The 22,529-nt window shown below is 59.3% G+C and carries 21 protein-coding genes; 13 read left to right on the forward strand and 8 right to left on the reverse strand.

All coding sequences use genetic code 11. The features are described from left to right. Nucleotides 1-5: 5 nt before the first annotated feature. Complete coding sequence (locus KUV51_RS13975) at nt 6-401, forward strand: BlaI/MecI/CopY family transcriptional regulator (protein ID WP_189370976.1); 396 nt, start codon at nt 6-8, stop codon at nt 399-401. Continuing rightward, entirely contained in the window at nt 388-1,533 is a 1,146-nt protein-coding gene (locus KUV51_RS13980; protein ID WP_222522248.1) for a M56 family metallopeptidase, read from the forward strand. The genes KUV51_RS13975 and KUV51_RS13980 overlap by 14 nt, the downstream gene beginning before the upstream one ends. Nucleotides 1,534-1,536: 3 nt before the next feature. Here the strand turns inward: KUV51_RS13980 and KUV51_RS13985 are convergent, their stop codons facing one another. Further along, a complete protein-coding gene (locus KUV51_RS13985) occupies nt 1,537-2,592 on the reverse strand; it encodes a LacI family transcriptional regulator (RefSeq protein WP_222522249.1) in 1,056 nt (351 codons plus the stop codon). Between the two features lie 188 nt (nt 2,593-2,780). On the opposite strand from KUV51_RS13985, the gene KUV51_RS13990 reads away from it, so the two are divergent. The 7 genes from KUV51_RS13990 to KUV51_RS14020 all read left to right on the forward strand — a co-directional run bounded on the left by KUV51_RS13990 (nt 2,781) and on the right by KUV51_RS14020 (nt 11,237). Beyond that, the gene (locus KUV51_RS13990) at nt 2,781-4,007 is read left to right on the forward strand and encodes an ABC transporter substrate-binding protein (protein ID WP_222522250.1); all 1,227 of its coding nucleotides are present in this window, start codon (nt 2,781-2,783) and stop codon (nt 4,005-4,007) included. Between the two features lie 69 nt (nt 4,008-4,076). Then, on the forward strand, nt 4,077-4,979 hold the full coding sequence (locus KUV51_RS13995) for a carbohydrate ABC transporter permease (RefSeq protein ID WP_222522251.1): 903 nt from the start codon (nt 4,077-4,079) through the stop codon (nt 4,977-4,979). After that, on the forward strand, nt 4,972-5,862 hold the full coding sequence (locus KUV51_RS14000) for a carbohydrate ABC transporter permease (RefSeq protein WP_315898831.1): 891 nt from the start codon (nt 4,972-4,974) through the stop codon (nt 5,860-5,862). The genes KUV51_RS13995 and KUV51_RS14000 overlap by 8 nt, the downstream gene beginning before the upstream one ends. Nucleotides 5,863-5,865: 3 nt before the next feature. Then, on the forward strand, nt 5,866-6,939 hold the full coding sequence (locus KUV51_RS14005) for an ABC transporter ATP-binding protein (protein WP_222522252.1): 1,074 nt from the start codon (nt 5,866-5,868) through the stop codon (nt 6,937-6,939). A gap of 4 nt (nt 6,940-6,943) precedes the next feature. Beyond that, nucleotides 6,944-9,334, forward strand: coding sequence for a beta-mannosidase (locus KUV51_RS14010; RefSeq protein ID WP_222522253.1), 2,391 nt, complete (start codon nt 6,944-6,946; stop codon nt 9,332-9,334). An 11-nt stretch (nt 9,335-9,345) separates the two neighbouring features. Continuing rightward, nucleotides 9,346-10,101, forward strand: coding sequence for a sugar phosphate isomerase/epimerase family protein (locus KUV51_RS14015; protein ID WP_222522254.1), 756 nt, complete (start codon nt 9,346-9,348; stop codon nt 10,099-10,101). Between the two features lie 11 nt (nt 10,102-10,112). Beyond that, nucleotides 10,113-11,237 (forward strand): Gfo/Idh/MocA family protein, encoded by a 1,125-nt coding sequence (locus KUV51_RS14020; protein ID WP_222522255.1) that lies wholly within the window; start codon nt 10,113-10,115, stop codon nt 11,235-11,237. 13 nt (nt 11,238-11,250) lie between these two features. Here KUV51_RS14020 and KUV51_RS14025 read toward each other — a convergent pair whose 3' ends face one another. From KUV51_RS14025 to KUV51_RS14055, 7 genes are all read right to left on the reverse strand, one after another. Then, a complete protein-coding gene (locus tag KUV51_RS14025; RefSeq protein ID WP_261385848.1) occupies nt 11,251-12,753 on the reverse strand; it encodes a mannitol dehydrogenase family protein in 1,503 nt (500 codons plus the stop codon). Then, the gene (locus tag KUV51_RS14030; RefSeq protein ID WP_222522257.1) at nt 12,753-13,532 is read right to left on the reverse strand and encodes an L-iditol 2-dehydrogenase; all 780 of its coding nucleotides are present in this window, start codon (nt 13,530-13,532) and stop codon (nt 12,753-12,755) included. The genes KUV51_RS14025 and KUV51_RS14030 overlap by 1 nt, the downstream gene beginning before the upstream one ends. Further along, nucleotides 13,529-14,533, reverse strand: a complete 1,005-nt coding sequence (locus tag KUV51_RS14035; RefSeq protein WP_222522258.1) for an ABC transporter ATP-binding protein — start codon at nt 14,531-14,533, stop codon at nt 13,529-13,531. Before KUV51_RS14035 ends, KUV51_RS14030 begins: the two co-directional genes overlap by 4 nt. Before the next feature lie 50 nt (nt 14,534-14,583). Next, entirely contained in the window at nt 14,584-15,417 is an 834-nt protein-coding gene (locus KUV51_RS14040) for a carbohydrate ABC transporter permease (protein WP_222522259.1), read from the reverse strand. Between the two features lie 5 nt (nt 15,418-15,422). Further along, nucleotides 15,423-16,361 carry a carbohydrate ABC transporter permease gene (locus KUV51_RS14045; RefSeq protein ID WP_222522260.1) on the reverse strand — a complete coding sequence of 313 codons (939 nt, stop codon included), beginning with the start codon at nt 16,359-16,361 and terminating at the stop codon, nt 15,423-15,425. A gap of 167 nt (nt 16,362-16,528) precedes the next feature. After that, nucleotides 16,529-17,824 (reverse strand): ABC transporter substrate-binding protein, encoded by a 1,296-nt coding sequence (locus KUV51_RS14050; protein WP_222522261.1) that lies wholly within the window; start codon nt 17,822-17,824, stop codon nt 16,529-16,531. Between the two features lie 115 nt (nt 17,825-17,939). Next, nucleotides 17,940-18,971: a LacI family DNA-binding transcriptional regulator gene (locus tag KUV51_RS14055; RefSeq protein WP_222522262.1), complete on the reverse strand. Its 1,032-nt coding sequence runs from the start codon at nt 18,969-18,971 to the stop codon at nt 17,940-17,942. A gap of 445 nt (nt 18,972-19,416) precedes the next feature. Here KUV51_RS14055 and KUV51_RS14060 point away from each other — a divergent pair, with 445 nt between their 5' ends. The 4 genes from KUV51_RS14060 (at nt 19,417) to KUV51_RS14075 (ending at nt 22,528) form a co-directional block, all read left to right on the forward strand. After that, nucleotides 19,417-20,355, forward strand: coding sequence for a sugar ABC transporter substrate-binding protein (locus tag KUV51_RS14060; protein ID WP_222522263.1), 939 nt, complete (start codon nt 19,417-19,419; stop codon nt 20,353-20,355). 92 nt (nt 20,356-20,447) lie between these two features. After that, nucleotides 20,448-21,530 (forward strand): ABC transporter permease, encoded by a 1,083-nt coding sequence (locus tag KUV51_RS14065; protein ID WP_222522264.1) that lies wholly within the window; start codon nt 20,448-20,450, stop codon nt 21,528-21,530. Nucleotides 21,531-21,544: 14 nt separating this feature from the next. Then, nucleotides 21,545-22,321, forward strand: a complete 777-nt coding sequence (locus KUV51_RS14070) for an ATP-binding cassette domain-containing protein (protein WP_222522265.1) — start codon at nt 21,545-21,547, stop codon at nt 22,319-22,321. Nucleotides 22,322-22,333: 12 nt separating this feature from the next. Beyond that, nucleotides 22,334-22,528: a hypothetical protein gene (locus tag KUV51_RS14075; RefSeq protein WP_222522266.1), complete on the forward strand. Its 195-nt coding sequence runs from the start codon at nt 22,334-22,336 to the stop codon at nt 22,526-22,528. Nucleotide 22,529: the final 1 nt, after the last annotated feature.

The following is a 22,529-nucleotide window of genomic DNA, read 5'->3' on the forward strand; positions in this document are numbered from 1 at the left end:
ACGGCATGAGACAAAAGAAGAAAAGCGAACTGCTGACCGAGGTCGAACTTGAGTTCATGACAGAGCTCTGGGACTTGGGCGAGGGGACCGTACGGGATGTTCTGGACAAGCTGCCGGAAGACCGGAACCTCGCATACACCTCGGCCGCGACCATTCTGCGCATACTGGAGCAAAAGGAATTTGTGACCAGCCGCAAGGATGGCAAGCGCCATGTCTTCAAGCCGACGCTGGGCAAGGATGCGTACCAGACCCGCTCACTCAAGGATCTGTCGATGAAATTGTTTGACGACACGCCCGCGTCTTTGGTCGCGCGGCTGGTCAATGACGATGCGCTGACAGAGGAAGCATTGGGGCAAATCCGGGCACTTGTGGATCGGAGGTTGAAAAATGATTCCGGGTGACGCGCTGCTCGACGCATTCATCAATGCCAATATTCTTCTCGTCGTAGCCTATGGCCTTTGGTCGGCTGCGCGTTTTTTGTTTAATCGGTTTGGGTTGAAACACAGCTTCGCGACACAGCTGCAGCTGCTGAACAGTGTGTTCGTAGTGATTGTCCTGTCGCCCTTTGTGATCCTCGCCTTCACGACACTGCAATCGAACGGCTATGCCCAATCGGTCAATGTGAACCTGTCGGACATGGTGGTGGCCTACTACCTGAACGGTGGCTTCAGCATGCAGGCGACCGAGTTCGAGCGGCTTGTAAACATGCGCGATACGTTCTTGAACAATGTCGTCAATGCGGCGGGCTGGGTCGCGTGGTCGGTGATCGCTGCATTCCTGATTGGCCTCATTGTCGGCATCGGCCGCCTTGTGTTTTCGATGTTCTGCCTGTTCCGCATTGTATCGGCGAGCTACGGATGGCGGCAGTTTGGGTGCATACGTCTGCGTTTGTCCGACAAGACGCTGGTGCCGTTTTCGACGAGAGGTATTTGGTACTACTACGTCGTCATTCCTTCGCACATGTTGGGTGAGCCAAAAGAGCTCAGCGTGTCTCTGGCCCATGAATTCCAGCATCTGCGGCAAGGCGATATCGAGTGGGAAATCGTGCTTGAGGCACTCAAGCCGTTCTTCTTCCTGAACCCGGCCTTTCATGCGTGGAAGCGGCAGGTTGAGAACCTGCGGGAGCTGTCCTGCGATGCGGAAGTACTGACACGTGGGCGGATAGATGTGCGTGCCTATTGCGATACGCTGCTGGCCGTCTGTCAGCAAACGCTGAGACGCGACCGCATGTTTGTGGTGGCGGTGCCAAAGGTGACACTGGTCACGGCGGATCGGTCGGCGCTGCGCGACGGGCGCATGAGCTTTTTGGAGCAGCGTATTCTGTCGCTCTTGGACATGCGCCACCTGCGCAGGCCCCGCTTACTGTATCTGGCGACATTGCTGCCGCTTGCTGTCGCCATCATGCTGACGGCGGTGGCAATTCAGCGCCCCGGTGACTGGAGCCAGGATCGATTGATGCTGTCGACTGTCGTGAACCTTGAACGCCTGGATGAGATCAACCGTCTGTCCACGTTCGGGCGTATCCGGAACTGAACCCTAGCGGTCGATCTTCCATGCGTTTGCATCCGGGTGCACCAGCTTTTGCATGGGCGCTTCGTTCGGGTGGCTGATGCGGTGCATCAAGGCGCGGGCCAGAAAGTCGCCGGCGATGTCGACGTTTTCTTCGAGAACAAGGATACCGGGGCGGAAACGGCGCAGGAAACTGACGGCCTCTTTGGCAGCAATGTCAAAGTCCTGTTCCAATGTCAGACCCATCTGTTCCAGTGCGGACACCATGGTGACGCAGCCGCCAATGCTGGGCGCGATCAGAGCGTCCGGACGTTCGGGTTGATTGAACATGTCCGTTATGGCGTGTTCGACGGCTGTGATGGTGCTGTGCGAAGTGGCACCCTCAACGATTGAAAACTCGACGCCTTTGGCCTGTGCAGCATCGCGCGCGCCTTCGATCATGTTCTGCGAATAGGTTTGCGACTGCGGCGGGGCGAGAAGGGCGATGTGCTTTCTGCCGCGCGCGGCCAGCGCTTCGACCGCGAGGGCGCCGAAGGCTGTGTTGTCATAGTCGAAATATGCATGTTCTTCCGATGACGCCGTGCGGCCATGTGCGACGAAGGGGAACTTGTGTTCCATCATGTAGCGCACGCGGGGATCGTCCGGTTCGGTCTGGTTGATGATCAGCCCATCTGCAGATCCGGTTTCCACGATGTAGCGGATGGGGGTCATTGGATCCTCATCCGGGAAATACGGGGTGATAATCACGTGGTAAGGCGTGCCGCGCAGGGCCGATGTCACGGCAGAGATCAGGCGCGCCGTGTTGTTCATGGCGTCATGTTCGGTCGACATCACCAGAGAGATCACGTTCGTGCGCCCGGTGCGGAGGCGCACCCCGGCGCGGTTCGGCCGGTAGCCGATCTGACGTGCGATGTCACGCACGCGCGCCTTGGTGTCCTTGCGGATGTCGGGTGCGTCCGCGAGCGCGCGGGAGACCGTCGGCACGGCCAGCCCGGACAGCCGCGCGATGGTCTTCAAAGTTGGCCGTTCACCCGGTGCAAGGACGATGTCCTTGGGTGAGTCTGTTGTGCCAGACTTGGTCATGGGCGGCCCTTTCTGATGCGCGAGGCGACCTTTTGGCGAGGAAGCGCTTGCGCGGATTGCCAGCGGAATCAAGCCGTTGGCGGTGCGTTGATAATTAATTCGACTGTCAGCAAAATTCTACCTTGATCGAAAAATCTAAATCGTTGTAGCAATTACTATAACGATTTAGAAGTCAGGGAGGACTCAAGATGAAAACTTTTTCGAAACTGCTGGGCTCAGCCGCCTTGCTGGGTGCGTCGGTGGCGCATGCGGGCGAGCTGGAGGTCACCCATTGGTGGACATCGGGCGGTGAAGCTGCAGCTGTGTCCGAGTTTGCCAAGGCATTTGATGCCACCGGCAACACGTGGGTTGACGGCGCTATCGCAGGCTCGGGCGGCACGGCGCGTCCCATTATCATCAGCCGCATTCTCGGTGGTGACCCCATGGGGGCCACGCAGTTGAACCATGGTCGCCAGGCGGAGGAACTGATTGAGGCCGGTCTGATGACGGACCTGACCGAACTGGCAGAAGCCGAGGGCTGGACCGATCTGGTGAACCCGCCTGCGCTGCTGGATGCCTGCACCTACGAGGGGCGCATCTACTGCGTGCCCGTGAACATTCACTCGTGGCAGTGGATCTGGTTGAGCCATGACGCTTTTGCCCAGATCGACACGCCAGTGCCATCGAACTGGAACGAATTCGCTGCAGCAGCCCCCAAGCTGGAAGAGGCCGGTATCGTGCCGCTCGCCATGGGGCAGCAGGGTTGGCAGCAGAACGGCGCCTTTGGCGTGATGACCATTGCCATCGCCGGGCTTGATGCGTGGCGCAAGGTGGTGGTCGACAAGGATGCGGATGCCGCCCGTGGGCCGGAGTATGCCGCCGTGTTCGAAGCTGCCGTGGATGCGCGCAACTTTGCCTCCAATTCAAACGTGCAGGACTGGAACCTTGCCACCAACATGGTCATCACCGGCAAGGCTGGTGCGCAGATCATGGGCGACTGGGCGCAGGGTGAGTTCCAGATGGCCGGCCAGGTTGCGGGTGAGGACTATACCTGCCTGCCGGGTCTTGGTGTGAACGAAATCCTCGATACCGGTGGCGACGCTTTCTACTTCCCCGTGATTGACGATGAAGAGACGAAGAAGGCGCAGATGGCGTTGGCGTCCACCCTGATTTCCCCAGAGGTGCAGGTGGCCTTCAACCTCAAGAAAGGGTCGCTGCCGGTGCGCGGTGACGTTGATCTAAGTGCCGCAAATGACTGTATGCAGAAAGGTCTCGATATCCTTGATGCGGGCGGGATCATGCCGTCGGGTGACATGAACCTGACTGCTGATACGCAAACGCAGATCGAGGATCTGATGGCCGAGTTCTGGACCTCCGACATGTCTGCTACCGACGCGCAAGAGCGTTACGCAGACATCATTGCGTCCGCCGACTAAGGGCGCACCTCCCAGTCACCTGCCCGGGCGACCGGGCAGGTGCAGTGCGGCATAGGGCGGGGTCCTGTCATGTCTTCTTCTACCAAAGCGCGGCGGCCTTCGAGCCTGTTCCGCAACCTGTCGGCCAAGCTCGCGTCGATCCCGATGGTGCTCACCGCACTGGTGGTGTTTGTCGGCGGTACCGCGTGGACCGTGGTCTATTCCTTTACCTCGTCCAAGCTGTTGCCCAAGGCGAATTTCGTCGGGTTGGATCAGTATGAGCGGCTGTGGAGCACGCGGCGCTGGTTGATCTCGATAGAGAACCTGGCCGTTTACGGCTTTTTCTCGATGATCTTTACCTTGGTGATCGGGTTCACTCTGGCCGCCCTGTTGGATCGCAAGATCAGGGGGGAGGATGTGTTTCGCACCATCTTCCTGTATCCCTTTGCCCTTAGCTTCGTCGTGACGGGGTTGGCGTGGCAATGGATCCTGAACCCCGACCTTGGCGTACAGAGTGTGGTGCGCGGCATGGGGTGGGAGAGCTTTACATTCAACCCGCTAAACGACCCCGACATCGTGATCTACGGCATCCTTATTGCGGGGCTGTGGCAGGGCACGGGCCTGATCATGTGCATCATGCTTGCTGGCTTGCGCGGCATTGATCAGGAGATCTGGAAAGCCGCGCGGGTGGACGGGATCGGCACGGTCAAGACCTATGTTCGCATCATCATTCCCATGATGCGGCCGGTCTTCATCACCGCGCTGGTGCTGATCGCGAGCGGGATCATCAAGATCTATGATCTGGTGGTGGCGCAGACTAATGGTGGGCCCGGCATCTCGTCCGAGGTGCCTGCGAAATACGTGATCAACTACATGTTCCGCGCTCAGAACCTGGGCCAGGGGTTTGCAGCGTCGACCATGATGCTGCTCAGCGTGGTGATCATCCTGATCCCGTGGGCCTACCTCGAATTTGGAGGCAAGAAACGTGGCTGATGCAGTGACCCCGCGCGGCCCGAAACCGCGCCCCCGCTTTTCGCGCACCAATATCATGCTCTACGGCACGCTGATTGTCGTGGCGGCCTACTACGCGCTCCCGCTCTACGTTATGATCGTCACGTCGCTTAAGGGCATGCCCGAAATCCGGATCGGCAACATCTTTGCCCCGCCGGTCGAGGTGACCTATCAGCCTTGGGTCAAGGCGTGGGCAGAAGCCTGCACCGGCATCAATTGCGAGGGCCTGAGCCGCGGGTTCTGGAACTCGGTCCAGATCCTGATCCCATCCGTGATCCTGTCCATCGCGATTGCATCGGTGAACGGCTACGCGCTGGCGAACTGGAAGTTCAAAGGGTCCGAGGTGTTCTTCACCATTCTGATCGTTGGGGCCTTTATCCCCTATCAGGTGATGATCTACCCAATCGTGATCATCCTGCGCGAGATGGGGCTGTACGGAAACATCTGGGGACTGGTGCTGGTGCACACGGTCTTTGGCATGCCCATCCTCACGCTGCTCTTCCGGAACTACTTCACATCCGTCCCTGAGGAGCTGTTCAAGGCCGCGCGCGTCGACGGGGCAGGGTTCTGGGGTATCTATTTCCGCATCATGCTGCCCATGTCGCTGCCCATCTTCGTGGTGGCGATCATTCTGCAGGTCACAGGTATCTGGAACGACTTCCTGTTCGGCGTGATCTACACCAAGCCCGCCGACTATCCGATGACCGTGCAACTCAACAACATCGTCAACTCGGTGCAGGGCGTGAAGGAATACAACGTCAACATGGCCGCCACGCTGCTGACCGGTCTTGTTCCCCTCATCATCTACTTTGCATCCGGCAAGCTGTTTGTCCGGGGCATCGCCGCAGGCGCGGTGAAAGGCTGATCCATGACTTCTGTTCTTGTCAAAGACCTGACTTTGAAATTCGGCGCGCTGACCGTGCTCGACAACCTCAACATCGACATTCCGGAAGGCGAGTTCCTCGTCCTGCTGGGCGCATCCGGCTGCGGTAAGTCCACGTTGCTGAACTGCATTGCTGGTTTGCTGGACGTGACTGACGGCGAAATCCACATCAATGACCGCAATGTCACGTGGGAGGAGCCCTCGGGCCGCGGCATCGGCATGGTGTTCCAATCCTACGCTCTCTATCCGCAGATGACGGTTGAGGGGAACCTGTCCTTTGGCCTGAAAAACGCGCGGATGCCGAAGGATGAGATCCAGAAGCGTGTGGCACGCGCCGCTGAGATTTTGCAGATCGAACCGCTATTACAACGCAAACCAGCGGCCTTGTCCGGGGGGCAGCGCCAGAGGGTCGCCATTGGGCGGGCGCTGGTGCGGGATGTGGATGTGTTCCTATTCGATGAGCCGTTGTCGAACCTGGATGCCAAGCTGCGCGCCGATCTGAGGGTCGAGATCAAGCGCCTGCATCACAGCCTGAAAAACACGATGATCTACGTGACCCACGATCAGGTGGAGGCGATGACGCTTGCCGACCGGATTGCCATCATGAAAGGCGGGATCATCCAGCAACTGGACACCCCGACCGAGATCTACAATCGGCCGAGGAACAAGTATGTCGCGGGCTTCATCGGCAGCCCCGAGATCAACTTTTTCGAAGGCACTATCGAGGGCGATGCCTTTGTCACTGGCGGCGCACGCCTGTCGCTTGACGGGTATGCGTTCAAGGTGACCGCGACCAGTGGCCCAGCCTGGCTGGGCATTCGTCCAGAACATATCGTTTCGGGTGAGGCCGCCGCGTCACTGCCAGTCACTGCCGAAGTAACCGTGGATCTTGTGGAACCTATGGGGTCTGACACGCTTGCGTGGGCCAGCCTTGCAGGTGTGCCGTTGCGCATCCGCATGGACGGGCAGGCGGCGGTGGCATCCGGTGACCGGATCAGGATCGGGTTTGACCCGGCCCGCGCGTCCCTTTTCGACAAGCAGACCGAGGAAAGGCTCTGACGCGATGCTGGACCTGAGTGGCCCATGGCACTTGTCGGATGAGACGGGCCAGTACACCGCGCCAATGGTGCTTCCTGGCGATGGGATCGGTGCCTTGCGTGATGCTGGTGTCATCCCGGATCCGTATTGGGGCCGCAATGAATATGACTTGCGCTGGATCGGTGAACGCGACTGGCTGCTGACCCGCACCTTTCACGCCACAGGCCGGCACATGACCTTGGTCCTGTCGATGTTGGATACGGTCGTGGATGTTTCGCTGAACGGTAAGACTGTTCTGCACGCCGACAGCATGTTTCGCACCTACCGGGTCAATGTATCGGACGTTCTGGTTTTGGGCGAAAATGTTATCACGCTTCATTTCCGTTCCGCGCCGAGGATCGCCAAGGCGCGGGCTGAGGCGCAGCCTTTCCCAATACCTTTTCAAACCGACAACTGCCCGATCCCGCACGGAAACATGCTGCGAAAACCGGAATGCGACTTCGGCTGGGATTGGAATATCGCGCTTGCGCCATTTGGCTTGTATGGCGACATCCGGTTGGAACAGAGCGGTCCGCGCATCGCCGATGTGATCGTTGAGCAGCACCACAGCAACAATCGGGTCGTTGTCGATTGCACTGTTCTTGGCGATGCCATCGCGGATGGAACTGAGATTTCCGTCAACTTGTGTGGTTTGACCGGTGTGAGCCAGATGCTCTCCGGCAAGGCCCGCGTGTCGCTGAATATCGAGGCACCGGACCTGTGGTGGCCCGTGAGCCATGGCGCGCAGGTTCTTCACGATCTGGTTGTTTCTGCTGAGACACTGCAGAAAACCTGCCGCATTGGTTTACGTGATATGCGACTGGTGACGGCGCCGGATGATGCGGGCACTGGTTTCGCCCTGAAAGTCAACGACCGCCCCATTTTCATGAAAGGTGCGAACTGGATCCCGGCAGATGCGCTGGCCGGTGCGATCACACCCGATACCTGTCGCGATCTGCTGCAATCGGCGGTGGATGCGAATATGAACATGATCCGCATCTGGGGCGGTGGGCGGTACGAGCCGGACTGGTTCTATGACCTCTGTGACGAGATGGGGCTGCTGGTGTGGCATGATTTCATGTTTGCCTGTCACCTCTATCCGTCGACGGATGAGTTTCTGGCAGAGATCGACACGGAAGTCCGCGAACAGGTGGCTCGTTTGAACCATCATGCCTGCATCGCGTTGTGGTGTGGCGACAATGAGCTTTTGGGCGCCTTGACCTGGTACGAGGAAAGCCGCAACGACCGTGACCGCTACCTTGTGGCCTATGACCGATTGAACCGCACAATTGAAAAAGCGCTGCGGGAAACCGCTCCAACCGCGATCTGGTGGCCTTCTAGCCCATCTCCCGGACCGCTGAGTTTCAGCGGGGACTGGCATGATGACAGTTCGGGTGACATGCATTTTTGGTCGGTCTGGCACGAGGGACGCGACTTCGAGCACTACCGGGAGATACGCCCGCGCTTTTGTTCCGAGTTCGGTTTCCAATCCTACCCATCGATGGACGTGATCCAACGCTTTGCTGATCCCGCCGATTTCAACATCGCATCCCCAGTGATGGAGAGCCATCAGAAGAACGCGGGCGGCAATGCGCGGATTGCCGAGACGATGTTTCGATACTTCCGTTTCCCCAAAAGTTTCGAAGACTTTGTCTATCTCAGCCAAGTGCAGCAAGCGCTTGCCATCAAGACAGCAGTTACCCATTGGCGCGGGTTGAAGCCGCACTGCATGGGCACACTCTACTGGCAGCTTAACGACACGTGGCCGGTGTGCTCCTGGTCGAGCCTTGATCACGGTGGAGGCTGGAAGCTGCTGCACCATGCTGCGCGACGTTTCTATGCCGATGTGACAGTAGTTGCCGTTCCAACGGGTGACGAGATTGAGCTCCGGGTCGTCAACGACACGGCATCGGTCTGTGACGTGGATGTTGCGGTTTCCGCCGTTGCCCCAACAGGAGCGTTGCGGCCGCTTGGTCGGGCGTCTGTAAAATCAGGGACAGTTGAAGCGGTTAGTGCTCTGTCCGTTGCCGTAGATGCACTCGGCTCCGATGACATGCTTTGGTTCGAGTGGTCCGTGGATGGCCGCTCTACGTCATACGACCATTTCGCCCCGCATCGCTATAAGTCCTATCCGTTGATCGCACCGCATGTGGTGGCCGACATCAAGCAGGAAAAAAGCGCGTGGCGCATCACGCTGACGGCGCGGCATCTGGCTCTGTTTGTGTCCGTCGAAGCGGATCAGCCTGGCCGTTTCAGCGACAACTGCTTTGATCTGATCCCCGATAAACCCGTCACGATCCTCTTCCATCCGCGCGACGAGGAGAGTTTGCCAGACTTCACATTGCGCGATCTTCACTCTGCCACGCATCTTACCTGAAAGGCCTCGACATGACCGCTTTGTCCTATCAGCTCTACAGCTCCCGTATGTTTCCGCCGCTCGAAGACACGCTCAGCATGCTGGCGGAGATCGGCTACGCACATGTTGAAGGCTACGGCGCTCTTGTCGCTGATGCCGATGCGATGGATGCACTGGAGCGCGGGCTTCAGGCCACTGGGCTGACGATGCCAAGCTGTCATGTCGGTCTGGCCATGTGTGAAAGCGATCCGGACGGCGTTCTGCGCATTGCAGAACGTTTCGGGATCGAAACGGTTGTGATCCCATTCATCATGCCAGAGGACCGTCCGACGGACGTTGCAGGTTGGCTGGCATTCGGCGCAAGACTCTCCGCCGTAGCCGAAAAGCTGGCCAAAGCCGGTCGTAGGCTGGCCTATCACAACCACGATTTCGAGTTTGTGCCACTGGCCGACGGCAGTTTGCCGATCGATCTGATCCTCGAAGCTGCACCCGAGGTGTTGTTCGAGTATGACGTCGCCTGGGCCGTACGCGCGGCAGCTGACCCCATGGCGCCCATTGACCGCTACGGCGCACGCATTGCCATCGCCCATCTCAAGGACATCGCGCCGGAGGGCGAGGCTGCGGACGAGGAAGGTTGGGCCGACGTGGGCCACGGCACCATGGAATGGCCAACGCTGTTCAATGCGCTCAAGGCTGCGGGGACGCGGTACTTCGCTGCCGAACACGACAACCCGAGCGATCACAGGCGCTTTGCCCAACGGTCGTTTGACGCGACCCAGACCTTTTGAAGGAGACCGCCATGCAAGGCATTGGCATCATTGGATGCGGCAACATTTCGACCGCATATCTCACCCTTGCGCCCCTTTTCAAAGGGCTTGAGGTCCGCGCCGTTGCAGACCTGAACCCGTCTGCGGCACAGGCGCAGGCCTCTGCCTTTGGCGTGCGGGCTAACACTGTCGACGGCCTGCTGGCTGCGGATGACATCGACATCGTTGTGAACCTGACCATCCCGGACGCGCATTTCGAGGTGACACGCGCCATTCTGGAGGCGGGCAAGCACGCCTATTCGGAAAAGCCCATCGTTCTAACGCAGGAGCAGGGCGAGATCCTCCGCGGCCTTGCGGCCGAGAAGAACCTGCGCATTGGTTCTGCCCCCGACACCTTCCTCGGTGGAGCACATCAGGCAGCACGTGCGGCCATTGACGCGGGTCAAATCGGTGAAGTGGTCGCGGGTACCGCGCATGTGATGAGCCACGGGATGGAGCATTGGCATCCTAACCCGGACTTCTTTTTCCTGCCCGGTGCAGGACCGATGCTGGACATCGGCCCCTACTACGTGACCAACCTGGTTCAGCTTCTCGGCCCTGTGAAACGTGTCGGCGCGCTGACATCGACGCCGTCAACAACACGCACCATCCTGTCGGAACCGCGGCGGGGTGAGATAATCCCGGTCAAGACGCCCACCAACATCCATGCCCTGCTTGAGTTCGTGAACGGAGCGACCATCACACTGTCGACCTCATGGGACGTCTGGGCGCACCGTCACGGGAACATGGAACTCTACGGAACAGAAGGGACCATGTTCCTGCCGGATCCGAACTGGTTCTCCGGCACGGTCGAGGTGACAGGCAAGGACGGTGAAACACGCGCGCTTGAAACTGAGAACCATCCGTTGGGCGTGCCCAACCAAGAAAACAATGGCGCGGCTAAGGCGAACTACCGTACTGCCGGCCTGGCCGACATGGCCGCCGCCATGAACGAAGGGCGTCCGCACCGCTGTTCGCTGGAGCTGGCGCTTCATGCGGTTGATGTGATGACGTCGGTTCTAAAGGCCGGTGAGACGGGCGAGATGGTCACGCTCAGCACCACTTGCACACGGCCGGAACCATTGACCGAAGAAGATGCGAAAGCGTTGCTGAAGTAAGGGCAGGGGCGCGTCAGGCGCCCTTGCCAAGATGCCGGGACAGGGCGGCATCCACGCCATCAGCCCAAATCAGGCTTAACCAAGCCTCGAATGATGTGCTGAACGCCTCTTCGTTCGCAAGCTCTTGATAATACTGGTTTTGCGCGAGCCAAGCCTGCGGGTTGGTCTTGGCCTGTTCGGCTGCCGCGACCAGCGCATCCCAATGCGGATCGTTCGGCTCGATCCGACTTCCGTCCTGGCGGGTACCTGCACACATCCGCGCCCAGAGCGCTTCGACCAGGCTCAACCCATCGACTGTGCCACCCGCTTTCAGTGCATCTCGCAGGATTGGGAGGACAAAGCCGGTGTGGCGCGATGAGCCATCGAAGGCCACGCGCCGCGTGGTGTCACGGATTTCCGGATTGGAGAACCGGGTTTCGATCAGGTCCACATACGCCGTTGGCGTGAAACCCGGCACTTCGAACACGTAGGGTGCGATTTCCTCCATCTGCACCTTGCGGAAAAAGGCCCGGATTTGCGGATGCGACATGCAGTCGGCAATCGTCTGCAGCCCCAGCAACTCACCGGCGTTGGCCAGCACCTGATGTCCCGCGTTCAGAATGCGAATTTTCATCGCCTCGTAGGTATGGACCTCGTCGGTGAAGATGGCACCTGCCTTGTCCCAGTCGGGACGCCCGGCGCAAAAGGCGTCTTCGATCACCCATTGGCGAAAGTTTTCATGGGTCACAGGAGCGGCATCAGCGATGCCGAATTGGGCCGCGAGCGCAATCTCGTTCGGACCCGTTGCGGGCACGATGCAATCCACCATCGAATTGGGAAATGTTGCGTGAGTGGTGAGCCAATCAGCGAGGGTGGGGTCGGTTGCGCGCGCAAGCGTGACGATCACGTCACGCAGGATATCGCCATTGCCTTGGAGGTTGTCGCAGCTTTGGCTGGTGAATGGGCCAACGCCCGCAGCCTTGCGCCGCGCCAGTGCGGCGACCATGGCACCGAAGGCAGTACCGGGTGTTTCGGGGTGCGCGATGTCGCGGGCGATGTCAGGGTGCGACAGGTCCAGACCGCCCGTATTCGGATCGATGTAATAACCACCTTCTGTCACTGTAAGCGCGACGATGCGGATATCGGACCGCGCCATTGTTTCAATCAGTGAGGCGTTGTCCGCCTCGACAGGCAGAAAGTCGATCATGGAGCCCACGACCTCGGCCGAACTGCCGCTTGGGTCGAGTTCGACCAGCGTTGTCAGGCAGTCCTGTGCCAGCAGCTTGTCCCGCATGACCGCGTCGCCGGGACGCACACCTGCACCGATGATGGCCCAGTCTTGCGCCAGTCCGTCCTGCATCAGCCGATGCAGATACCACGCCTGGTGGCCGCGGTGAAAATTACCGACACCGATGTGCACGATGCCGGGGCGCAAGCCTGCGCGGTCGTAAGTGGGGCGCAGAACCTCATCAGGCAGCGCCGGAAGCGCCGCATCCGAAAGGGGAACAGCGGGGCGTTTCGCGGAACCGTCTGCCATCAGCTCATCCATTGTCCGCCATCGACGTTGTATGTTTGGGCGACGATGTATTCCGCCTCGTCACTCGCCAGGAACACTGCCATGCCAGTGAGGTCGTCGGCTGTACCCATCCGACCATACGGAACCGCCTCGCCGACTTCACGTTTCTTCTGGCCCGGTGCCTTGCCTTCATACTTGGCAAAGAAGGCGTCGACCCCGTCCCAATGCTCGCCATCGACCACGCCGGGTGCGATGGCGTTCACGTTGATGCCGTGCTGGATCAGGTTCAGCCCCGCAGATTGGGTCAGCGAGATGACGGCCGCCTTGGTCGCGCAATAGACTGCCACAAGCGGCTCGCCCCTACGGCCAGCCTGGCTAGCCATGTTGATGATGCGCCCCTTGATCCCGTTGTCGATCATGTGCTGCGCAACGGCCTGCATGGTAAACAGCGTGCCTTTGACATTGATGTCGAAGCAGCGGGCAAAATCGTCTTCGGTGATCTCGGTGATGGGTGCAGCGGTAAAGATCGCGGCGTTGTTGATCAAAATGTCGATGGGCCCGAAGCCACAGCTTTCCGCCATGCCAAGCGCTTCGCGAATGCTGTCGGTATCCGTCACGTCCATCCGCACGGACAGCGCATTGTCGCGGTCCAAGGTATTGGCCGTTTCCGCCGCCCGGTCCTGGTCGATGTCGGCGATGATCACGCGCGCGCCTTCACGCAGATAGGCCTCAGCAAAGGCCTGGCCGATCCCGCGGGCTGCCCCGGTAATCAGGGCCGTTTTTCCGGCAAGCCGCGTCATTCGATCCGCAATCCATCTGCGCCAAAGCGGTGGATCACGTCCTCGCGCGGGGCCAGGCGCACGCGGTCACCATGCTTGAACCCCACCTCGCCATCGGCGCGGACCGTGATCGTTTCGGCCAGCCCGGAGTTGTGGATGTGAAAGAAGGTGTCGGAGCCAAGATGCTCTGATACGCCCACCGTACCCTCCCACGGACCGGTATCCGACGAAACTGCGATGTGTTCGGGCCGTATACCGATGGTCTTGGCGCCGTGCTTTTCAGCCTCCGCCCCTTCGATGAAGTTCATCTTCGGCGAGCCAATGAAACCCGCAACGAACAGGTTGCGCGGCGTGCGGTACAGGTCGAGTGGAGAGCCCACCTGTTCGATATGACCCGCCCGCAGCACGACGATCTTGTTCGCCATGGTCATCGCCTCGACCTGGTCGTGGGTCACATAGATCATCGTGGTCGCAAGGCGGTTGTGTAGTTCGGAGATTTCCAACCGCATTCCCACACGCAGCGCCGCGTCGAGGTTCGACAATGGCTCGTCAAACAAAAACGCCGCAGGCTCACGCACAATGGCACGGCCGATGGCAACCCTCTGGCGTTGACCACCAGAGAGTTGCCCCGGCTTCTGCTCGAGATAATCGTCGAGGTTCAGGATCTTGGCGGCACCTTCGACTTTCTTGTCGATCTCGGCCTGATCCATCTTGGCCATCCGCAATGGAAAGGCGATGTTCTTGCGCACCGTCATGTGCGGATAAAGCGCGTAGGACTGGAACACCATGGCAAGCCCGCGCTTGGATGGCGGCACCTGTGTGGCATCCTCTCCGTCGATCATGATCTTGCCCGACGTCGTCTCTTCCAGGCCGGCGATCAGGCGCAGAAGGGTGGACTTCCCGCAGCCAGACGGGCCGACGAAGACCGCGAATTCGCCATCTTCGATGGTCAGGTCGAGAGGCGGGATGACCTGTGCATCCCCGAAACTCTTGGTCACGTTTTCAAGTACGATACGTCCCATTGGTTTTCCTTTTTATGCGGTTCCGCGTTGCTCGGTGAGCGCGGGCATTCCTATTTCACGGCGCCGAAGGTCAGGCCTTGGACCAATTGTTTTTGACAGAACCAGCCCAGAACGATGATCGGGCCGACAGCGGCGGCAGAGACGGCGGACAGGCGGCCAAAGAACAGACCCTCGGGCGCGCGGTTGCCTTCGATCAGCTTGGAGAGTGTGGCAGCCTCGGTCGTGGTCAGGCGGACCGTCCAATACGCTTCGTTCCAGCAGAAGATGAAGCACAGGAGGGCCGTCGATGCGATGCCGCCCCAGGCCAGCGGGATCAGGATTTCCTTGACCTCACCCCAAGTGCTCACCCCGTCCATCTGACCCGCTTCGATGATGTCCTTGGGGATTTCCTTGAAGTAGGTGAAGAGCATCCAGATCACGATGGGAAGGTTGATCAGCATCAAGACCACAATGACCATGAAGTGGGTGTCAAAGAGGCCCAGGCTCTTGGTCAGGAACGTCATCGGATAGAGCACGGCGGCGGCGGGCAACATCTTGGTCGACAGCATCCACATCAGCACGTCCTTGGTCGCCCGGCTGGGGTTGAAGGCCATGGCGTAGGCACATGGGATACCGACGGCGAGGGCAAAGATCGTGGCAAAGACCGACGTGATGACCGAGTTGGTCGCAAAGCGCCAATAGTCGTAGTTCTCGGTCATGTTCAGGTAATTTTCCAACGTGGGCGTGAAGAAAATCAGGAACTCGGGCTTCACCGCGTCGGCGTCGGTTTTAAAGCTGGTCAGGATCAGCCAGAAGATCGGGAAGAAGAACAACAGGCCCACGACCCACGCCAGCACAGGGCGGCTCAGTTTTCCGAAGCGGGATGTTTCTGCAACGATGGCCATGGTGCTTACTCCATCAATGTCTTGCCGATCATCCGCAGCAGGAAGATGGCAACGATGTTGGCGAGGATGACGGCGAAGATGCCCGTGGCGCTGGCGGCCCCGATGTTGTTGTTGGCAAATTCACCGATCAGGTAGGGCAGGTTCTTGTTCCCGTTGCCGCGGCTGACGATCTCGATCTCGGCGTACAGCGACAGGTGGAAAATGGCCTGGATCATGACGACGATGGCGATGGGCCGCGACAGGTGGGGCAGGGTCAGGAAGCGGAATTGCGACCAGGTGCCCGCGCCGTCCAGCACGGCGGCCTCTTTCTGCTGCTGATCCTCCGATTGCAGCGAGGTCATGAAGATCAAGACGGCGAATGGCGTCCACTGCCACGTAACCATGATGATCACGGCATAGGCCGATGTCTGCGTGGCGCGGAAGGAAATTGGTTCAAGCTGCGGCCAGAGCGAAAAGAACCAGCCGACAAGTGGCGCATTTTGGAGCGATGCAATGACACTGTTGATGCCACCAACGGCAAGTCCTTGCAGGCCCAGCACAGGGTCGAGGATCATGTTGATCCACAAGACCGCGTTCACGGCGGGCATCACGAAGAAGGGCGAGATCAAGAGCACGCGGACAATACCACGGCCCGGAAAGGCCTTGTTGATCATCACGGCGATCGCGACGCCAAGGATCACGGTCAGAAACAGGATGCTGCCGACAATGAGCAGGCTGTTCTGGATGGCGAACAGGAAATCCTTGGAATTCAGAACGAATTCGTAGTTTCCTAAGCCGCGCCAGTTGCTGAAGCTGGGCGTTGTCCATTCGGGGCGACGCAAGTTGTTCAGCACGTAACGGATAAACGAGAAGTAAAGTGTCAGGCTCAGGGGCACCAGCATCCAGATCAAGAGCAGGATGACGGCCGGTGTTTGAAGCAGACGGGGAAGCTTTCTATCAGACATAATCCTAGATCCCGGCGCCGCGCGTGGTGGCGATGCCAATTGGAATGGTGTGAGCAATGTGTGAGTGCCAGCCTAGGCCATTTTCCGATTTTGGAAACCGATCGATCTCAAGGCCGGTTGAGGGTGGGAAGCCCGGCGAACCGGACCTCCCATAAGTCTGGGAAGACTTAGTAGTAGCCTGCTTCGCGCATAACCGAGTCCGCGACGTCCTGCGCTGCGGCAAGTGCGTCTTCTACGGACTTCGCACCAGACAGCGCGGCAGACATTTCCTGGCCGAAGGCGCTGCCGATTTCCGGGAATTCCGGAATGGCGACGAACTGGACGCCAACATAGGGCTTCAGCTCGGTTGCACCGGGTGCCGCGGAGTCGATCGCTGCCATTTCCGCGTCAGCAAAAGGTGCTGCCGCTTGGAACTCGGGGATCGCGTAGGTGGACGCACGCTGACCTGTCGGCACGTTGCCCCAGCCAAAGTCGGGGTGGTTTGCAACGGCTTGCACGTAGTCCTTGGATGTTGCCCACTCGATGAATGCCTTGGCTTCTTCGGCATTCTCGGTGCCCGCAGGCACGGCCATGGCCCAGGCCCACAGCCAGTTCGCACCAACCGGGTTACCGGCATTCGGCGACTGCGCATATGCGACGTTAGGGTTTTCCAGGAACGAGGCTGCAATTGTCGCGTCGATCCAGAGGCCGCACTTGTCTTCGTTGTAAAGGGCGAGGATCTCGTTGAACGAATTGCCTTCCGACCCGGGCGGGCCATAGTTGCTCAGCAGATCCACGTAGAAGGTGACAGCTGCGTTCCACTCGGGCGAGTCCAGTTGCGGTTTGTAGTCTGCGTCGAACCAGCGCGCGCCGAACGAGTTGGCGACCGTTGTGATGAAGGCGGCGTTGTCGCCCCAGCCTGGCTTGCCGCGCAGGCAGGCGCCATAAACGCCATTGTCGGGGTCATGCATGGCGGCCGCAGCGGCCTTGACGTTTTCCCAGCTGTCATTGTCGGCAATCGTGACGCCAGCGGCATCGGCCAGGTCCTTGCGATACATGACCATCGAGCTTTCGCCATAGAACGGGGCAGCATAAAGCTGACCGTCATAGCTCAGACCTTCGCGCATCGCTGGCAGGATGTCGTCGACATCATATTCGTCGCTGAAGTTCAGCGGCTCAATCCAGCCGGCTTGCCCCCAGATGGGCGCTTCCTGCATGCCGATGTTGATGATGTCATACTGACCGCCACCGGTGGCCGTGTCGGACGTGACCTGCTCGCGCAGCACGCCTTCTTCTAGCGACACCCATTCCAGCTGAACGCCGGTTTCTTCGGTGTAGGCCTCTGCGACCTTCTGCATGTTGATCATGTGACCGTTGTTCACGATCGCGATTGTGAGTGACTTTGCGTGGCCGTCTGCCAGTGCGCCCGTTGCCGTGATCAGCGACAATGCCGTCGCCGCACGAAGTGCGTTCTTAAGGTACATCCGACTCCTCCCTTGATTGGATGTTGTGCATAAACGCTATCGCCAGAACTGTCGCCGCGTCAAATTATTTTTTACGCGCGTAAAGAATTTGTCGAAAGCGTCAGAAAAACAGGAACTAAGCAGAGTCCCGCATGATCAAGCGCGCCGAAAACAGCGTCTCGTCCCGCGTCGAAAACCGGACGCCCGATTCGATCAGATGGAAAAGCGTGTCCACCGCGTGGCCCGATACACTGGCATAGTCATGGGCCGCCGTTGTCAAAGCGGGGCAGGTGTACCTGGAGAATGGATGGTCGTCGTGTGAGGCGACCCGCAAATCGTGCTCGGACCCGCGACCAACCCTGTACCCAGCTTCGTAGCAGGCAGAGAGCAGGCCTATGGCCAGCCGATCATTGCTGCACAGGATCGTGTCCGTGCGCAGTGCATTGCGGGACAGGATGTCGTGGCCGCCCTTCCGACCGATCTCTTCAAATTCCCACCCGGTGCCGTCGATCTGAAGGACATGCGGCTCCAAGCCTAACCGCTCCATCATATCCAGATAGGCTCTGCGTCTCTTGTTCGCATTCGGGTTGGCAGGGTGTTTCATCTCGAAGAAGCTAGGGGGTTCGCCAGTACGGCTGAGATATTCAACGGTTTGGGACACAAAGCTGTAGTTGTCAGAGCCGACAAAGGCTTCGCCCATCCCTTCGATATTGCTGTCAAAGAGTACAGTTGGCACATCGCGACAAAAGGCTTCGATCATCGACTTGTCCGATGTTCTGCCCAGCGGGGCCAGCAAAACCCCTGCGGGTTTCAGAGACCGCAAAGTATCTAGAATATCGCGCTCTTGCTCCGCTTCACCATGAGAGCTGAACAAGGATGGAGAAAAGCCAGCCTCAATGCAGCGCCGTTCGATGACGCGGGCGATCTCTCCAAAGAAGGGGTCTGCCAGATACGGTACGACAATGCCGATATTCTTGGTCAACTGTCGGTTCTGGTTCATTGCATAGATGTTCGGGCGGTAGTCGTATTGTTCGATTGCCGCTTCGATACGTGCGCGGGTTGAAGCGCGCACGCTGGTCGGGTCATTGAAATACTTTGACACGGTTGGGCGGGAAATGCCGCTCACCGATGCGAACTCTTCCATGTTCCGGATTTTACGCTCGTCCATGTCTTGTCCCATCCACGGCCCGTGTGAGTTTGGGAATACGGGCCATATCTGGCCCGACGGTATTCAAAATTTTTTTCGCGCGCAAATTTTTGCATCGAGGATGGAAAATCGTCTGTGAAATTCCCCGTGGTGGTTAGCTTGTAGTGTTTGCTTCACGCGCCGACACCGGAGCAGATATGCGCCTGCGAGTTCATGCCGCGGGTTGCATCCGAGGCGTAAGGTGCACCGTGAGCGTGTAGTGGAAGTCGGATGACGATTGACTTGCGGTGTTCCGTAGCGCCGCGCGGCTCGGTCGAAATTTTGAATGCAACCGGTTGCAAAATGCAGCGACTCGCATATCATCGCCCCCGGTGTCAGTCGAAGACTCAGTCCGAGGAGAGACGGTTTTCGGTCGGCGGTCCGGCAAAAAACGGCGTGATCCGGACACGCAACTTGGGAGGAAACTATGAACAAATTTGTGACAGTGGGCGCGCTTGCCATGCTGATGGGCGGTACGGCCATGGCCGAAACCATCGGCGTGTCCGTGGCTCGTTTCGACGACAACGGCCTGACCATCATGCGCAACGGCATGACAGATCACGTGGAAACGCTGGATGGTGTGGAACTGATCATGGAGGACGCGCAGGACGACGTGGCGCGCCAGCTTGACCAGATCAACAACTTCATCGCATCGGGCGTTGACGCGATCATCGTCAACGCGGTGGACACCAACGCCACCGAAGCGATGAGCCAGGCGGCCGCGTCGGCCGGTGTGCCGATGGTCTATGTGAACCGTCAGCCGATCAACATGGACACGCTGCCCGAAGGCCAGGCCTTCGTGGCGTCGAACGAGATCGAGTCCGGTACGCTTAAAGCGTTCGAGATCTGCAAGAACCTGCGTGCAGCCGGCAAGTCGGGCGGGGCCACAGCCTACATGCTGATGGGTCAGCTGTCGAACCAGGCCGCGGTGCAGCGGTCCAAGGATGTCGAAGACGTGATCGGTATGGACATGTGCAACTTCATCACCCTGATCGACAAGCAGACGGCCAACTGGTCGCGCGACCAGGCGCAGGATTTGATGACCAACTGGATCTCTTCCGGTGAGCCCTTCGATGCCGTCTTTGCCAACAACGACGAGATGGCGATTGGTGCGATCCAGGCGATGAAAGCTGCAGGTATCTCGATGGACGACGTGGAAGTGGGCGGGGTGGACGCGACGCCGGATGCGCTGGTGTCGATGCAGGCCGGTGACATGGACGTGACCGTGTTCCAGGACCTCGCCGGTCAGGGTGCGGGTTCCATCGACACGGCAATCAAGCTCGCCAATGGCGATGATGTCGACAAGACTGTCTTCATCCCCTTCAAGCTGGTCACACCGGACAACGTGTCCGAGTACCTGCAATAAAATCATGATCGGTCGGGCGGCACTTGCGCGGCCCGACCCCCACACACTGACAAAAGAAGCGGCTCAAGCGGCCGCTCAACCGGGAGGCATCCATGGCCGACGCATCGCACGGCACCGGCGGGCTGACATTCGACAGCAAGCGACGAGCCTGGCCAAACGAGCTCAACATCTTTTTCGCGCTGATCCTGATCATCTTCGCCTTCGAGGCGGCGGGGCAGCTTCTGCCCTACATGAACGGGCAAAGCTTTCTGTTCGACACCCGCGATCGGTTTGACAGCATCTTCAACGAAGCACGCCTGCGCATCATCATCCTGCAGGTCGCCATCATCGGGATCATTGCACTGGGGGTGACGCAGGTCATCATCTCGGGCGGCATCGACCTCAGTTCCGGTCCCTTGGTGGGGGCGACGGCGATGATTGTGATGTCCTTTGCCCAGACCGAGCTGGTCAATGGCGGCCCCAACCCCAAGGCGGTGTTCGGTCCGTGGGCCTTTGATCTGCCTGTTATTGTACCGCTGATCGTGGGCCTCAGTTTCGGCGCCTTGATCGGGGCCATAAATGGCAGCCTGATCGCTTACACCAAGATCCCGCCCTTCATTGCGACGCTGGGCATGTTCCTGATCTGCCGTGGCATCGCGCAGGCCTGGACCCGCGGCCAGCCCGTGTCCTTCCCGACCGAAGCTTATGCTGTGATCGGCAAAGGGATGATGCCTGTCTATCTGTTCTTCGCGCTGGCCATCCTGTTCCACTTCATCCTGAAGTACACGGTCTACGGCAAACACACCTACGCCATCGGCTCGAATGAGGATGCGGCGCGCATGTCGGGCATCAATGTGCAGCGGCACAAGGTGCTGGTCTACATGATCGCCTCGATGCTCGCCGCCTTTGCTGCCATTGTCCTGAGTTCCAAGAACCTGACGGCTCAGTCGGGCATGGGCATCTTCTATGAGCTTTATGCCATTGCCATGGCCGTGATCGGCGGCGTTAGCTTGACAGGCGGGCGCGGGTCGATCATCGGGACGGTGCTCGGCGCAATGGTCTTTGGCGTCATTCAGTCCGGGTTCACCTACATCAAGCTCGACGCCTTCTACCAACTGATGGCCATGGGCGCGATCATCATCGGCGCGGTGGTGCTGGACAAGGTCCGGCAGGAACGCGCGGCCTTGCGAAGTTGACGGGGGGAAAGATCATGAGTGACGATATTGTTCTCGAAACACGCGGGCTGACCAAACACTACGGTGGTGTGCATGCCCTCAACGACGCGAACTTTGCCCTGAAGAAGGGCGAGCACGTGGCGATCATGGGTGACAACGGCGCGGGCAAATCCACCTTTGTCCGCCAGATCACCGGGGTCGAACAGCGCACGCGCGGTGACATCATGTTCTACGGTGAGCCGGTGCATTTCGGCGGACCGCTGGATGCCCGAGAGGCGGGGATCGAAACCGTGTTCCAGACCCTCGCGCTCGCCGATGATCTCGACGTGCCTGACAACCTGTTCCTCGGCCGCGAAAAGACGAAGTTCGACTGGCTCGGTCCCTTCCGCCTGCTCGACTACAAGGCGATGCGGCAGGCCACCATGGACGGGCTGGAAAAAACGGCCGTGAAAATCCCCAACATCCGCAACACCATCCGCAACATGTCGGGCGGCCAGCGGCAATGCGTGGCCATTGCCCGGACAGCGACGTTCCACTCACGTCTCACCATCATGGACGAACCCACCGCCGCGTTGGGCGTTCAGGAAACCGCGCAGGTCGAAAACATCATCCGCACGCTGAAAGATCAGGGAGAACCCCTGATCCTCGTCAGCCACAACATGCGACAGGTGTTTGATCTGGTGGACCGGATCGTGGTGTTCCGACGCGGGCGCATTTGCGCGAACTTGGCCAAGGAAGACACCGATGGGCAGGACGTCGTCGCCTACATCACCGGCGCCAAGACGCAGGAAGGGTACGAGGACGCGGCCTGAGGCAATTCGCTGATGGGCCTCGACCACGAATTCTTTGCCAAACCCTGGCGCAGATACCTGACCGTCGCCGTCTGCGTCCTCTGGGGCCTGTTCGAATTGTCCACTGGCGCCGTGGGATGGGCTATGTTCATTCTTGGCATTGGCGGCTATGCGCAATGGCAATTCTCAAAAGTGGATTGGTCCAAATATGACGACGACGGGGTCTGAG

The organism is Tateyamaria omphalii (genome assembly GCF_019802125.1).
Taxonomy (GTDB): Bacteria; Pseudomonadota; Alphaproteobacteria; order Rhodobacterales; family Rhodobacteraceae; genus Tateyamaria; species Tateyamaria omphalii_B.

Excerpts from the sequence above, each read along its gene's own strand:
- KUV51_RS13975 (WP_189370976.1), top strand. The coding sequence starts at position 6 with ATGAGACAAAAGAAGAAAAGCGAACTGCTGACCGAGGTCGAACTTGAG.
- KUV51_RS13980 (WP_222522248.1), top strand. The coding sequence starts at position 388 with ATGATTCCGGGTGACGCGCTGCTCGACGCATTCATCAATGCCAATATT.
- KUV51_RS13985 (WP_222522249.1), bottom strand. The coding sequence starts at position 2,592 with ATGACCAAGTCTGGCACAACAGACTCACCCAAGGACATCGTCCTTGCA.
- KUV51_RS13990 (WP_222522250.1), top strand. The coding sequence starts at position 2,781 with ATGAAAACTTTTTCGAAACTGCTGGGCTCAGCCGCCTTGCTGGGTGCG.
- KUV51_RS13995 (WP_222522251.1), top strand. The coding sequence starts at position 4,077 with ATGTCTTCTTCTACCAAAGCGCGGCGGCCTTCGAGCCTGTTCCGCAAC.
- KUV51_RS14005 (WP_222522252.1), top strand. The coding sequence starts at position 5,866 with ATGACTTCTGTTCTTGTCAAAGACCTGACTTTGAAATTCGGCGCGCTG.
- KUV51_RS14010 (WP_222522253.1), top strand. The coding sequence starts at position 6,944 with ATGCTGGACCTGAGTGGCCCATGGCACTTGTCGGATGAGACGGGCCAG.
- KUV51_RS14015 (WP_222522254.1), top strand. The coding sequence starts at position 9,346 with ATGACCGCTTTGTCCTATCAGCTCTACAGCTCCCGTATGTTTCCGCCG.
- KUV51_RS14020 (WP_222522255.1), top strand. The coding sequence starts at position 10,113 with ATGCAAGGCATTGGCATCATTGGATGCGGCAACATTTCGACCGCATAT.
- KUV51_RS14025 (WP_261385848.1), bottom strand. The coding sequence starts at position 12,753 with ATGGCAGACGGTTCCGCGAAACGCCCCGCTGTTCCCCTTTCGGATGCG.
- KUV51_RS14030 (WP_222522257.1), bottom strand. The coding sequence starts at position 13,532 with ATGACGCGGCTTGCCGGAAAAACGGCCCTGATTACCGGGGCAGCCCGC.
- KUV51_RS14035 (WP_222522258.1), bottom strand. The coding sequence starts at position 14,533 with ATGGGACGTATCGTACTTGAAAACGTGACCAAGAGTTTCGGGGATGCA.
- KUV51_RS14040 (WP_222522259.1), bottom strand. The coding sequence starts at position 15,417 with ATGGCCATCGTTGCAGAAACATCCCGCTTCGGAAAACTGAGCCGCCCT.
- KUV51_RS14045 (WP_222522260.1), bottom strand. The coding sequence starts at position 16,361 with ATGTCTGATAGAAAGCTTCCCCGTCTGCTTCAAACACCGGCCGTCATC.
- KUV51_RS14050 (WP_222522261.1), bottom strand. The coding sequence starts at position 17,824 with ATGTACCTTAAGAACGCACTTCGTGCGGCGACGGCATTGTCGCTGATC.
- KUV51_RS14055 (WP_222522262.1), bottom strand. The coding sequence starts at position 18,971 with ATGGACGAGCGTAAAATCCGGAACATGGAAGAGTTCGCATCGGTGAGC.
- KUV51_RS14060 (WP_222522263.1), top strand. The coding sequence starts at position 19,417 with ATGAACAAATTTGTGACAGTGGGCGCGCTTGCCATGCTGATGGGCGGT.
- KUV51_RS14065 (WP_222522264.1), top strand. The coding sequence starts at position 20,448 with ATGGCCGACGCATCGCACGGCACCGGCGGGCTGACATTCGACAGCAAG.
- KUV51_RS14070 (WP_222522265.1), top strand. The coding sequence starts at position 21,545 with ATGAGTGACGATATTGTTCTCGAAACACGCGGGCTGACCAAACACTAC.
- KUV51_RS14075 (WP_222522266.1), top strand. The coding sequence starts at position 22,334 with ATGGGCCTCGACCACGAATTCTTTGCCAAACCCTGGCGCAGATACCTG.